The sequence below is a fragment of the Lysinibacillus sp. JNUCC-52 genome (assembly GCF_015999545.1).
In the GTDB taxonomy this organism is placed as follows: domain Bacteria; phylum Bacillota; class Bacilli; order Bacillales_A; family Planococcaceae; genus Lysinibacillus.
This window is the reverse complement of the sequence record NZ_CP065546.1, coordinates 1,247,783-1,262,339: the sequence shown is the minus strand read 5'-3', so window position 1 is coordinate 1,262,339 and position 14,557 is coordinate 1,247,783. Positions and strand designations below refer to the sequence as shown.

The 14,557-nt window shown below is 35.1% G+C and carries 11 protein-coding genes; 9 read left to right on the top strand and 2 right to left on the bottom strand.

Features of this window, described 5'->3' with window-relative positions; genetic code table 11:
• Positions 1-83 precede the first annotated feature (83 nt).
• The 7 genes from JNUCC52_RS06575 to JNUCC52_RS06545 all read left to right on the top strand — a co-directional run bounded on the left by JNUCC52_RS06575 (position 84) and on the right by JNUCC52_RS06545 (position 10,854).
• Complete coding sequence (locus tag JNUCC52_RS06575; protein WP_337981733.1) at positions 84-878, top strand: nicotianamine synthase family protein; 795 nt, start codon at positions 84-86, stop codon at positions 876-878.
• A 16-nt stretch (positions 879-894) separates the two neighbouring features.
• The gene (locus tag JNUCC52_RS06570; RefSeq protein ID WP_337981732.1) at positions 895-2,187 is read left to right on the top strand and encodes an opine metallophore biosynthesis dehydrogenase; all 1,293 of its coding nucleotides are present in this window, start codon (positions 895-897) and stop codon (positions 2,185-2,187) included.
• A gap of 628 nt (positions 2,188-2,815) precedes the next feature.
• The gene (locus tag JNUCC52_RS06565; protein WP_173478359.1) at positions 2,816-3,325 is read left to right on the top strand and encodes a phage tail protein; all 510 of its coding nucleotides are present in this window, start codon (positions 2,816-2,818) and stop codon (positions 3,323-3,325) included.
• Between the two features lie 12 nt (positions 3,326-3,337).
• The gene (locus JNUCC52_RS06560) at positions 3,338-3,835 is read left to right on the top strand and encodes a phage tail protein (RefSeq protein ID WP_173478360.1); all 498 of its coding nucleotides are present in this window, start codon (positions 3,338-3,340) and stop codon (positions 3,833-3,835) included.
• Positions 3,836-3,855: 20 nt separating this feature from the next.
• Complete coding sequence (locus JNUCC52_RS06555) at positions 3,856-4,380, top strand: phage tail protein (RefSeq protein WP_173478361.1); 525 nt, start codon at positions 3,856-3,858, stop codon at positions 4,378-4,380.
• Positions 4,381-4,427: 47 nt separating this feature from the next.
• Positions 4,428-9,362, top strand: a complete 4,935-nt coding sequence (locus JNUCC52_RS06550; protein WP_337981731.1) for an S-layer homology domain-containing protein — start codon at positions 4,428-4,430, stop codon at positions 9,360-9,362.
• 370 nt (positions 9,363-9,732) lie between these two features.
• Positions 9,733-10,854, top strand: a complete 1,122-nt coding sequence (locus JNUCC52_RS06545; RefSeq protein ID WP_337981730.1) for an ABC transporter substrate-binding protein — start codon at positions 9,733-9,735, stop codon at positions 10,852-10,854.
• A gap of 62 nt (positions 10,855-10,916) precedes the next feature.
• Here JNUCC52_RS06545 and JNUCC52_RS06540 read toward each other — a convergent pair whose 3' ends face one another.
• Complete coding sequence (locus JNUCC52_RS06540; RefSeq protein ID WP_173478364.1) at positions 10,917-11,585, bottom strand: MBL fold metallo-hydrolase; 669 nt, start codon at positions 11,583-11,585, stop codon at positions 10,917-10,919.
• Complete coding sequence (locus tag JNUCC52_RS06535) at positions 11,575-12,216, bottom strand: TetR/AcrR family transcriptional regulator (RefSeq protein ID WP_173478365.1); 642 nt, start codon at positions 12,214-12,216, stop codon at positions 11,575-11,577. The genes JNUCC52_RS06540 and JNUCC52_RS06535 overlap by 11 nt, the downstream gene beginning before the upstream one ends.
• A gap of 348 nt (positions 12,217-12,564) precedes the next feature.
• Here JNUCC52_RS06535 and JNUCC52_RS06530 point away from each other — a divergent pair, with 348 nt between their 5' ends.
• Both JNUCC52_RS06530 and isdC read left to right on the top strand, forming a co-directional pair.
• Positions 12,565-13,257, top strand: a complete 693-nt coding sequence (locus tag JNUCC52_RS06530; RefSeq protein WP_337981729.1) for a hypothetical protein — start codon at positions 12,565-12,567, stop codon at positions 13,255-13,257.
• 615 nt (positions 13,258-13,872) lie between these two features.
• Positions 13,873-14,499, top strand: coding sequence for a heme uptake protein IsdC (gene isdC, locus JNUCC52_RS06525; RefSeq protein ID WP_337981728.1), 627 nt, complete (start codon positions 13,873-13,875; stop codon positions 14,497-14,499).
• Positions 14,500-14,557: the final 58 nt, after the last annotated feature.

Here is a 14,557-nt window from a genome sequence, read left to right as displayed (position 1 = left end):
ACATATTCCAAGGAAGCGATGAAATAGGATGAAAAGATAATGCATATATTGAACTTTAATCCTCAAACATAGGAGTGGGGCAAGTGAAGGATGTAGATTTGTTTTTAGAGAACTTACATTACTTTGATAAAACATTTAAGTTAATAATCAATCAACATAGTAATCAACGAAAAGTCGAGTATATACAGTTGAGTGATTTAATCAATAATTATTCTTCGTTTATTACAAACCGTGACAATGAAAAACATTGGAATCATATAAAGCAATCGATTGAAATAATAACATTAATCGAAAATCTTAGAAATAACTCTTCTATTTGTATCCAAATCATAGAAAAATATCGAGCTTTAGTATTGGGATTAGAAAACGAGGAGATAACCGATTATTTTCGTAATATAGAAGACTGCATTGAAAAGGAATTCGGGGATTTTCAAATTAATAGTCAGTCGAAAGTACTCATGGTAGGTTCTGGGGCTTTCCCTTTAACATTATTGATGGTTGCGGAACGAACAGGTGCAGACGTTTTTGGAATTGATATTGATGATGAAGCGATTCGGTTGGGAAGACATGTAGTAAATAAATTAGGAAGACATTTATCAATTCAAATTGAGAAGAAGACAGTAGAGGAACTAACAGTTATTAAAAAAATTAGCCATATAATATTTAGTTCGACTGTTAGCAATAAATATGACATATTAGAGCAATTGTATGATTTAACGAACGAAGATGTACTCATTGCTATGCGTTATGGTAATGAGTTAAAGTCTATTTTTAATTATCCAATGCAGAAAGTAGACGAAACCAAATGGTATATAGTAGAGGAAATTAGACACCCTCAAAGTGTGTTTGATGTTATTTTGTATCAAAAAGTACAATGAAGACAAGGAGAAGGTAATGACTGAATTTAATAATGTTTTACTGTTAGGAACCGGGCCAACAGCAATACAACTAGCTGTAAACTTCAAAAATTATTTTAATAGTCAAGTAGCGATTGCTGGTCGAGAATCTTTACGCTCCAAAGTTTTCTTTGAAACTGTCGTGCAGCATCAGCTTGCACTTAAGGTAGACGTACAAAATAAACAACATCAATCTGTTGCAGGAGAATGTACTATCGATGCTCTTTTTAAAGGCTATCATTTAGTTTCTGGTAATTGGGATACTATTGTACTTAGCATTACAACAGATTCATATTTTTCAGTATTAGCACAAATCGATACGACAGTGTTGAAGAGGGCTAGCTGTTTTATATTAATTTCACCTACATTTGGCTCTAGTCATTTAATAACTCATTTCTTAAAAAAAATATCACCTCAGGCTGAGATAATTAGCTTTTCAACCTATTATGGAGATACTAGATGGTTAGATGGGATTCCATCAAATGAAGTATTGACCACAGGCGTAAAGAAAAAAGTTTATATCGGATCAACTTACGCAAACTCGGTTAGCGTGGCTAAATTATCTAAACTGTTTCGCCATTTAGGGATTCAATTAAAAAAATTAGCATCTCCTTTTGAAGCAGAGACAAAAAATATTTCTTTGTACGTGCATCCTCCCTTATTTATGAATGATTTTTCATTAAAAGCAATATTTGACGGCAATAATATCACAAAGTATGTTTATAAACTTTATCCTGAAGGTCCTATTACTTATACAACAATTCGGCATTTGTTAAATTATTGGAAAGAAATGATGGGAATTGTCAAACACTTCAATATTGAACCACTTAATTTATTGCAGTTTATGGTAGATGATAATTATCCATTACATCCAAAAAGTATAGCTAGACAAGACATAGAGAATTTTAATCATCTTGAGCCCATCCATCAAGAATATTTGCTCTATATTCGTTATGCATCCTTATTAATTGACCCATTTTCTATACCAAATGAAAAAGGAAAATACTTTGATTTTTCAGCAGTCCCTCTTAGAGAAATTTTTATTAATCACGACGGAGAATGGGATATTCCTAGAATGCCAAAAGAGGATTATTATCGTGTGAAAATCATCCAAGGAATTGCCAATGCACTAAAATTGAAAACGCCAACGCTTGATCATTTTGTACAAACCTATGAAGAAAAACTGCAACAAGTAGTGGCTACATCTGAGAATAAAATATATTCAGAAGCCTTCCAAGTCAAATCTTTTTCACAAGAAATCGAGATGATTTATAAGGAAATTAATTATTGAAAAACAAGATAATGTGGAGGAATACACATTGAAAACCAGGTGCTCATGAAATATGGGTACTTGGTTTTTTTTATGTAGTATTGAAATTTTCAAAGGTACTTTGATCTCACTTGATACATCTATTGCTGATATTTTTTCGAGAAACCTACTAGTAGGAATCCCAGGCAAAGCGGGAAATCCTTCTTTTTTGTATTTTTCTTATTAATGAAAGAAGATAGAACCTCCTATAGATAATGAAGGGTATTTTTAAAATTGTTAATTCTCAAACCATTAACATTTGTCAGTATTATTCGGTATCTTTCTTTAGTATTTTTAATTTGAGTGTACTTTTTGAAAGGAAATTTAATCATACTTTTTGTATTGATGATGACAATCACATATTTTACAGCACTCATTTACTTATAGGTACATTTTATATATTGATTCTATTAAGGAAGTGACTGTACCCAAACATATCAATCAAAGTCAAGAGATACTATTTTAGTTAAAATGAAGTTGTGAAATGTGGCTGATGTCAACGCTACATATATTAGCGTATTTTGGTATAAAACACGCTTAATGAGTAGCTAAATTTATCTTTACAGTAAGGAATGTTTTAAGTTAAAAATTTTAAAGGATGGTGTTAGTAATGGAACAATACATCGGAGAAATTCGCATGTTTGCAGGGGATTATGCTCCTGAAGGATGGAGTTTGTGCAATGGGCAAATATTATCTATTGCTAATAATGAAGTGCTATTTACACTAATTGGTACTACGTATGGGGGCAATGGACAGACGACGTTTGCCTTGCCTAATTTTCAAAGTAGGGTCATCGTACACCAAGGACAGAATCCAGGAACTGGCACTAATTACGTAATAGGTCAAATGGGAGGGGTAGAGTCTGTGACGTTAAATGCATCACAACTTCCAGCTCATACGCATCAAGTAAATGCTTCTTCACTAGAAGGCACAACACCTAGTCCAAAAAATGCGGTATGGGCAAAAAATATGCAATACTCGACGCAACCACCAACAGGCACATTGGATACAACAATCGTTTCAAGTGTTGGAGGAAATATACCGCATGACAATGTGATGCCGTTTTTAACAATTAGTTATATCATCGCGCTTTTCGGTAATTACCCATCATTTGAATAGGAGGAATGTAAAATGGATCCATTTGTAGGTGAAATTAGATTATTTAGCTTTGGACGCGTTCCAAGAGGATGGGCATTATGTAACGGGCAATTATTGTCAATTAATACAAACCAAGCTTTGTTTTCCTTATTGGGCACAACTTATGGGGGGGATGGAAGGACAACTTTTGCCTTACCTGATTTACGAGGAAGGGTTCCTGTTCATGTAGGGAACAGTGTGGCACTCGGACAAAAAGCTGGACAAGAGACACATGCATTAACAAGTAATGAGATGCCAGCACATACCCATATTGTGACTGCTAGCTCGGAAAGTGCTACGTCGAAAGTGGCTACTGGTAATGTATGGGGCTCAACCGATATTAATATGTATGCATCTAATCAATTGAATACGATTATGAATGCACAAGCGTTATCGCCAGCAGGAAATGGGCAATCACATCAAAATATGCAGCCCTTTATTGTGGCAAATTATTGCATTGCTTTATTAGGCATATATCCTCCAAGAAATTAATAACAAAGGAAGTGAAAAAAATGTCAGAAGCGTATATTGGAGAAATCAGAATTTTTAGTGGTAATTTTGCACCTCAAAACTGGGCTTTTTGTAATGGTCAGCTAGTAAATATTGCGTCGAACAGCGCCTTATTTGCCATTTTAGGAACCATATATGGAGGAGATGGAAAGACAACCTTTGCTTTACCAAATTTAAATGGACGGGCAGCGATTCATCAAGGAACAGGTGCAGGATTAACGACAAGGAATATAGGCGCAGCTGGAGGTTTGGCAACTGTTACATTATTAACAACACAAATGCCTAGTCATAATCATCGCGCTACTTGCAACAATGACCAAACAACCAATATTGAGCCAGCAGGAGCATTATGGACGGAACAACAAGGGAGAGGTTCTCGCCCTGTCTATTCTGTTTCAGGGAATACAACAATGAACGCGTTAACGGTTGGGCAAGCAGGTGGAAGTCAAGCACATAATAATATGCAACCGTATTTGGGAGTAAATTTCATTATTTGTTTAGTTGGAGAGTGGCCTTCTAGGAGCTAAGACTGCATTGACCGAAGGATGTGAGACAACTATAAAGGAGTACAAAAATGGGGAAAAAGATTTTAATTATAACACTATGTGTAATGCTAATTACTTTTAGCCAATTGACGGGCATAAGCTTAATGTCCCCGTTAAAAGTGGAGGCGGCAACTTGCAATACGCCGAATTTTCCAAAGTGTACACAAGATTTAACGCAAGCTTCCTGGCTAAATGATACAACGAATGGCTTTATTGTAAGTGGTATTCCTAGTAATGATGGTTTTGATTTATTAAAGTATAGTGATGGTTCATCATATCCAGCAGGTTATTATATTGATGCAGATGAACATTCACCACCAAAATCAATTAAAATTTCTGCTGGAGAAGGTTTTGCTGGTGGTATCTTCGATTTAAAATCATTAACGATTGATACGATATATACACATTCGGAAAACGATGTGTTCGGCTTATCGATTCAAGGGTATGATATAGCCGGAAATCCAAAGGGAAATCCCGTAACCTTTAAAACAATTGCTAATCATGACCCTATTTATGATATCCCGATAAATGTAGAGGGCATTAACTCATTTGTCATTACTGCGAATGTACTATATATACCTACTATTTCTGCGGGCATATGGGATTTAACATTTACTCAATTTACAATTGATGTTCCTACCCCAAATAATCCACCAATCGTTACAAATGATGCGATTACAGCCTCAAATATTACTGCAACAGGCGTACAGTTGGACTGGGCTAAAGCATCTGACGATCTAACAACTCAAGGGGATTTACAGTACCGTGTCTATCAATCTAGTAGTAATAATATTGATACGGTTAGTACTATTGAATCGAATGGTACAGTTTTAGGAAGCGGTTATACCAAAGACATTACTTCCATAAATGTTATAGGTCTTACCGCCAATACAACCTATTATTTTAATGTCATTGTCAAAGATGCTGATGGCAATAAAAGTGCTTATTCGATGCAACAGGTAACAACCGTTGGATTAAATAAACCTCCAACATCGAGTGATGGAACCGTAAATGTAAATGAAGGTCAAGTGTATACATTTAATAGTACTTCTTTTGCATTTTCTGATGAAGATGCTGGAGATACGATGCAAGCCATACAAATCGTTACAATCCCAAATAGCGGGCAGCTCTTTGTTGATAGCAATCTTAATGAACAGTTTGATGCTGTCGAAGCAATTACAAATGGTATGACGATTAGTAAGGTTGACATAGATGCAGGTAAATTAAAATACATTACCAACAATAGCACCGCATCATCTTTTACATTTATGGTAAGTGATGGTCTAAATTTTAGTCCAAGCTATACGATGACTTTAAACGTTAATGCACATCTAACCGTGACAATAGCATCAAATCAAACTAATCCAACAAATAGCAATCCAATTTCTATAACTATTGTTTTCAGTGAGCTAGTGACAGGCTTAACAACTTCCAATATAAATGTAATAAATGGAAATGTTACGTCTGTGGCAGGAAGTGGTACCACATATACGGCACAAATATCACCTCTTACTGATGGAACGGTGAAAATTAAAATTCCTGAAAAGGTTGTGACGAACAGTAGTGGTACATTCAATAAAGCATCCAATGATTTACAAATATTCTATGATGCTACACCGCCTACTAATATTGACCTTTCTAATACGATAGTCCAAGAAAAGGCGCCTATAGGGACACCTATAGGGACATTGACAGCAACAGATTCAGGAAGTGCACAAACATTCAGGTATGCATTAAAGTCTGGAGATACAAATTTCTTTACGATTGATGGCAATGTATTAAAGACAAATGCGCTTTTTACTTATGATACGAAAAATAGTTATAGGATTACGATAAGCGTAACGGATCAGGCAGGCAACTCGTCTGATAAGGAGTTTACTATCCAGATTACTAAAAATCACGCTCCTATAGGTACTATTCTAATTAATAATGGAGCAGCGTATACAAGTTCTTCGAATGTTACTTTAACCATGACGGCAACGGATACAGAAGGAGAAGCGATAGATATGCGCTTTTCAAATGATGGTTTTACTTGGTCCAGTTGGGAGTCAAAAGTGTCTACGAAAAGTTGGATATTATCAAGCGGGGATGGTAGTAAAACCGTATATATGCAACTAAAAGATGCAGCAGGTAATATATCGAATGCATTTTCAGATACAATTGGGGTAGATACAACGCCTCCATTCATATCAGGGGTTACAAATGGAGGTATTTATAACACTGATGTAACCATTAGCTTTAATGAAGGAACGGCTACCTTGAATGGATCTTCATTTACAAGTGGCAGCACTGTATCGTCAATTGGAAGTTATACGTTGGTTGTAACAGATAGGGCCGGTAATACCTCAACGATTTCATTTGTGATTGATAAAACGCTGCCACAAGCTATAGAGGTGACAATCAAATCGACTAATTTCGATTCGACAAAAGCTAAGGCAGGCGACACTATCATATTAGCAATAAAAACAAATAAAAATATCCAAACACCAACAGTTACCATTGCAGGAAAAACAGCTACTGTAAGCGGAAATGCAAAGAACTGGCAAGCGACATATGTTATAGCCAATGGTGATATTGAAGGTACAGCACCTTTTACAATTAACTTTAAAGATTTACTAGGCAATTCGGCAACAACTGTAACGGACGTAACGGATGGAAGCTTTGTCATAGTGGATAGTATAAAGCCAACTGTAAAGAAGGTGACAATGACTTCAACCAATGCCAACAATGCCGTTGCTAAAGTGGGCGATATTATTACAATTGATATTGAGACAAGTGAGGACATTCAATCACCAAATGTTACGATTCTAGGACAAACAGTAAATGTAAGTGATAAAGGTGATGGCGATGCTAAAACATGGCAAGCAAACTATACACTAAAGTCAGTAGATACAGATGGACCTATTAACTTTACAATTGATGTTCAAGATTTAGCGGGGAATGATAGCTCACAGGTTACAGAGATTTCAACAGGAGCAGTGGTGGAGTTTGATAAAAAGGCTCCTGAAATAACAACCTATTACCCAGCGCACCTTGCAACTAATGCGCTGCCTACAGGTAATCTCGTGTTAAAGTTTAATGAAAAAATCTTACCTGTAGCTAGTAAAAACATTCTCATTCGAAATGTTTCAACTAATCAAATTATCGAAACAATCGGTATTTCACAAGCAAACGTTTCGATCACTAATGAAACTGTGACAATAAATCCTACAGTGGATTTGGACGATAACACCGTTTACAGTATTCAAATTGATGTAGGAGCATTTAAGGATTTAGCTGGAAATATGTATGATGGAATTACGAATAATACTACTTGGCGTTTTACGACGAGTGCAATACCAACATACACCGTTACGTATGACAGTAACGGAGCTGATGGAGGGAAAGTGCCAACAGACTCTAAGCAGTATAAAGGTTACGAAACAATTACAGTACTCGGAAATACCGATAATTTAAGGAAAACAGGCTATACATTTGTAGGATGGAATACGAAGGCTGATGGCAAAGGTGTTACGTATAAAGCTGGACAAACGCTTCAAATGGCCAAAGGAAATCTACTATTGTATGCTATATGGTCTAAAAACGATGTACCAGCAGATGGAGGAACCTCAACCTCAAGTCCAGACCCTGTTGAACCAAATAATCAATTCATGGTGAATGTAATAGACCCAAGTATGCCAGATGAGGTACTTATACAAACAGTATTAACACGTGTAAATATTAACGGTAGTTTCCAAGACAGAGTGAATTTTACTGTTGCCAACGCAAACGAGTTTCTTCGCAAATTAGCGAACAAAGAACAAAAGAGAACTCGACTTATAATTCCCGATATGGAACAACCAGCTAGTGAAACAAAGGTCATACTTGATCGAGAAGCTGCGAAACGATTAGTAGAAGGCAAATCTAATTTTGGTATAGATATGGGAATAATCAACATAGATGTTCCGCTTGCGTCAATGAATGATTTCAATGACGATATTTATTTCCGAATTGTGCCGATTAAGAATGCACTACTTCAAAAAGCTATCGAAGATCGGGCTAAACAAGCAGAATTAGTTTTACAACAAAGTCATGGGGCGAATGTAAAGCTCATCGGTCAACCAGTAACGATTGACACAAACCTTCAAAATCGTACAGTGACATTGTTATTGCCTCTACCCGCAAACCTAACATCAGCTCAACAAGAACGAATTATGGTATATGTAGAGCATAGCAACGGAACAGTCGAATTAATTCGTGGGCGTATTGTAGAATTTTCGAAAGGACAAACAGGTATTGTCTTCGATGTACAGCATTTTTCAACTTTCTCTTTACTATATGTAGAACAAGGGCAGGAAGAAGAACAACAACCAGAAGAGGTAGATAGGACATTTACTTCATATATACAAGGCTACACAGATGGTACTTTCCGTCCGAATGCATTTGTCACACGTGCGCAAATGGCAGCAATGCTAGCAAGAAATTTGAGTGATAATGATGTACCAGTAGCATCTCAACTCATTTATGTGGATACGGCTGCTACTTGGGCAAAAAACGAAATTGAGTATATTCGGACACAAGGAATTATGCAAGGACGTTCGAATCGTACATTTGCACCGAATGATATGATGACGAGAGCCCAAATGGCGGTTATTGCTGTAAGGTGGATCGATAAGCAATGTGCAGAAGAACCTAAAGATAACCCGTACTGTCAGCTAGCGGCGAATGGCGAAACGTACAGTGATGTCGCGTCTACGCATTGGGCAGTAAAAGAAATCGACCGCATAAGCGCAACGGGCATTATGGTTGGCTCAGGCGACGGTCAATTTAGACCGGAAGAGAATCTAACACGTGCGCAGGCAGTAAAGGTACTAAATCGAATTTTTAACCGACCAATACCAACTGAAGAAAAGGAACAAATCTTTATCGATATTCCTAAAGAACATTGGGCTTTCTTTGAAATTCAAGCAGCTACATCGAAATGAAAACCGAATGGGCAGTAGCAGATTGTGCACAGGGATTGTCATTTGCGAACTACTTTTCACTCAGTGGATTTTGAGCTTTTAAGTCGTCTATAGGACAAATTAAAAATAGGGTCCTTCTGTTTGATGTAGAGTCAATTATTTTGACATGTATGCATCATACAGGAGGGCTTTTACTCTTTCCAACTAATGTTTCACTCCATTATATTCCTTTTAAAGGTATGTTGAAAAAATTTTAGGTGAGGGCATTAATAGAAAAATATAATATTAGTAGAAGGTGTTGACTCTTAGAACTACTATCCTGTAGAGTATAGAATGATATTGATAATCATTATCAATTAAGTCTAATATAAGATTTTAGGAGTGTAAACAAATGAATTGGAAATACCCATTATCAGCTATAGCCCTTTCTGCGTTATTAGTCGGCTGTAATCAGTCAGAAAATGCAAATAAATCTGCATCAAATGAAACAATGGAAACGAAAGAAGAGGCAATTATTAAGGACGAGCTAAATCGAAAAGTAACAATCCCAATGAATCCTGACCGTGTTGTAGTAGGGGGCATCCTACCATATTTCTCAACATGGTATATTGCAACGAATTCTACACAAGAAATCGTTGGTATGCATCCAAACTCTTATAATGCAGCGTCTCATTCAATATTAAAAGATATTTCACCTGATATATTGAAAGCAGATACATCCTTTATTCAAAATGGGGAAGTGAATATTGAAGAATTGATGAAAGTGAATCCTGAAGTCTATTTTGAGATTGCATCGGATGAAAAATCAATTAATAAATTAGAAGAAGCAGGGGTTCCGACAGTTGCCCTTCAAGCAACAGCAGATTCTGATGATCCATTAGAAATTTTAAATCGTTGGTTAACATTAACGGGTGAAATCACAGGGACAACAGATCGCCCCGACCAAATCATTCAAGAAGGCAAAAAGAATCAACAAGAAATTAACGATAAACTAGCCAATGTACAAAAAGAGGATATGCCTCGAGTAATGATTCTTCAATACCATAACGATAAAGAAATATCGGTAGCAGGCTCGAATATGCATGGCAATCGATGGATTAAAGCTACGGGTGGTATAGATGTTGCAGAAGCGGATGTTCAAGGTATTAAGGCAGTCAATATGGAACAAATATATAACTGGGATCCAGATATTATCTATATAACGAACTTTACTGAAACACAGCCAGAAGACTTATTCAATAATACGATTGATGGCCAAGATTGGAGTCAGCTAAAAGCAGTAAAAAATAAACAAGTATATAAAGTGCCGCTAGGTATTTATCGCTGGTATCCACCAAATGGAGATGCACCACTAATGTTAAAATGGATGGCTCAGCATAACCATCCAGAAATATTTGACTATAATATGACCGAAGAAATAAAAAATTACTATACTAAATTTTACAATTATAATGTGACAGAAGAACAAATAAAAGACATTTTAAATCCATCTTCTGAAGCTGCAAAATATTAGCTACAAAGAGAAGGAAAATGCCTCTAATTCGAGGCATTTTCCTTCTCTCCAATACTAGCTCTCTAATTTTTTGTCGCCTTTTGAATATATTCTGCTAGTTGTTCTGCAGGGCGAAATACCGTGTTTCCATGACACACTTCTAATCGCTCAGGTTTTAATTCTTTTACAATTAAACTACTCTGTAATACTTCATCCATATAGGGGGTGAACATTGGTGGATGAAGCTTTCCTTTTTTGGAGTTGAAAAGGTCACCTGCTAGCAGTACTTTATCGTTTTCATGGTAGTAAACAACGTGTCCTGGAGAATGACCAGGTGTTAAATATGGTGTTAGCCCCGCAATGGTTTGTAACTTTCCATTTGCACTCTTTGTGAGAGGTTGGGCTAATTGTTTAGGCAAGTTGTATTCAAGTTTCTTTCTTTTTGGATAAAGAACTGTACCTTCCATATAAGGTATTTCTAGATCGTGTGCGTATACAGGTACATTATTTTGAGTCAATAATATTTTCTGTATTGCACCTACATGATCTGAATGGCCATGTGTTAACAGAATCCTACGTAAAGGCCCAGCATTCAATTGCTTTATAAATTTGATAATTCCTTTTGCCATCATCGGCATTCCTGCATCTACTAAAGTGACCCCATCTTCCTCAATGACTATCCACACATGAATCGGAACAATCATCCACGATTTTAGGCTCCAAATATGCTCAGAGATTTTTTCAGCTTTCATTTTCATTTCCCCTTTGTAATTTTTCTTTAAAGCCTAAAAGAAGAATTTCAATTGCAAGATCAAAAGTTGGTGTTAATCTTTCCATTAGAACGTTAAGCGTTTCGTGTTGATACGAATAAGTGCTTAAAATGCCATTGAGGTTGAAGTAATAAATACGTGAAAAAGCTAATAATTGTTCTTCATTTGAAATAGCAAGACATTCCTGAATTATTTTTTTCATTATTTCAAAAATTTCAATTCGCAATCTATTAATCTCAAGTTTTGGATCCTCTTGATCTACTCTTGTAGACTTTGCATTGAAGAAAATATCATACAAATTTCGATTCTGTAGGCAAAAGTGAATATATTTAAGACTGATTTGTTTTAATTTGCTTTCTGAAGATAAAGTACTTACGTCCGAAAGATACAGAAATTGTTTGTGTAGCTCTTGCAAAGGAGGCATAGAGAGCTGATGTAATAACTCTTCCTTATCTTTAAAGTAAAGATAAATGGTTGTATGAGAACACCCTGCATCCTTCGCAATTGCTCGTATTGTCACTGAATCGTATCCTTTTTCGGAAAATAACCTGCCTGCTGATTCGACTATCTGCTTTTTTGTTTCTTCAGACCTTTCCGCGTGTTTACTTTTCATTATAGGACCTACTTTCTACATTTACTAACCAATGGTTATATAATAACCATTGGTTAGTAAAGTGTCAACATTTTATGGAAATCCCTATATGCATTATTAAGAGCTGTAAGTAAAACACGTTGTGATTTGTTTAATACCTAGTTTAAATTGCAAGATTCAGTACCCTGAAAAGACAACAGAATGGGCAGGGGGGATACAATGATTTAATGTAAAAAAATTCTAAAAATAGAATATATTCATTTCACGGAATATTTAAAAAAATAAACTTTTCTCATGCTGTAAATAATTTTATAATAATTATAGAAAATATATTTTCTAAATTTTATTACATGAATGGAGGAATTGAAATTGCGTAAAATATTCATTTTAGTATTATTAACAATTTTTTTGCTCCCTACTGTAACAACAGCATTGGCTCGAGGTTATGAGCCTTCTGTAATGGATTTTGTAATTGAAAATGATAATAATGTAAAGGATTTTAAAGAATATACTTTCGAGGATATTCTATCGATAGAACCTTACGTGCATGTTGAAGATGGCTTATTAGTACTTAATGAAACCGCAGCTATTGAAGCAGGAATTGATAATGTATTAATTAAAGGTCAACAAGAGTATTTTATTTTTTTAAATCGACAGGTCGAAATGAATGTTATTAGTGTATCGCCAGATTTAACTATTCACAATTTATCAAATAATAACAATGACTATCGAAGCAATACACTTTTACGATTTGCAGGGTGTAAAGGTGTAACTAGATCACCTGAATATTTCTGGTGGGGATATAAAACAAAGTTAAATAGTTGTGATACTGCTAAAGTGAGTTCTGATGCAGGTACAATAGCAGCAGGTGGTACTATAACTGCTACTGGTCTTACTGGTCTTGGATTTTGGTTCCCTCCTTTAGTTGCTGCTGGAGTTATTTCTGGTTTGACTTCGGGTTACTTCTGGCTTCTTTCAGAGCGTTTAGATGCTAATAATAAAGGTAGTGGTGTTGTTGTAGATATGACTTGGGCAACAATTTATAATATTACGCCTCAATGATTAATAAAATAAGTCGGGGTGTTATAATGAAAAATCAAAATCTATTCATAGTTTTTTTCATTATTATATTTTCATTAAATATATATATTGTATATTTGGTAATTTGGAAGAAACATAATGAATTGGTTCCAGTTTCAATCTTTTTAGCATTGATTATGCTAATAATAGTAGTTAAATCAAAAAGAAAATAATGTTTTAGAATATAAACGGTTGCTGGGGAGAACTTCTTTGGCTACCGTTTTATTTTATATCACTTACAATTGCATTGAACGAAAATCAGATTCCATTTTAGAAGTATGAATACTTGAAAATAAAAAGTCGATTAAAAGGAGTATTTCTTATTATCTTGCAATATTTTTCGCGTAATCATTACATCTTCGAAATATACATCTTCGAAATAAATAATGTATAAAAAGTTAATTAATATTAGTATTGACAATTTAATTTATACATATTATTATTTATTTAATGATAATGATTATCATTATCATTAAATAATATGTCAAACACGCAGAATAAAAAGGGGTATTATTTAATATCCCTTTTTATTTACATAGTGTTGATAATGATTATCAATTGAAAGGAGGTTTTACTATCAAAAGGTTAGTTTCAGTAATGTTAATCGCATTATTAGCAATTTTTGTAACACCTTATTTAGATGCGTCTGCCGCACTTGCAGATGGGAAATACACAATTAATTATCAAGTGAATAAACCAGATTCTTCATCTGCTTCCATTGCAAATGATTATTTTTTAAAGCCTGCGACAATTATAGTTCAAAATGGCACTTCGGTCGTACAACTGAAGATGAAAAAAAGTGCGTGGATAACGAAATTTGCATCGAGTACAGGCGGTAATAAAGTCGTAAGCGAGAATAAGGCAGAGGATACTCGTATTGTCCAATTTGCATTACCTTCTTATACATCAAAAACGGCTGTTACGATGAAGGTGGATATTGATGACTTAAATTATCACCATGAATATACAGTAGATTTTGTGTGGGATGCAGCGTCTTTAAAAAATGAAGATGGTAGTGCAGTAACAGCTACAACAGTGCAAAATAACACTAACACGACTAAAAAAGAAGCTAATACTGGAGTAACAAATACTTCGACAGTAAAAGAAAAAGAAGCAAATCCTCAAACAAGCGATGCTTTTCCAATAGGTATACTTTTATTGTTCGGTGTTAGTGGATTTATCTTATTTAATTTTAAAAAACGAATGAAGGAAGAAATCAATTGAAATATTTCGGAAGCACCCTCATCTACTTCGCTAAGGTAGGAGTAGGGTGCTTTTTAAA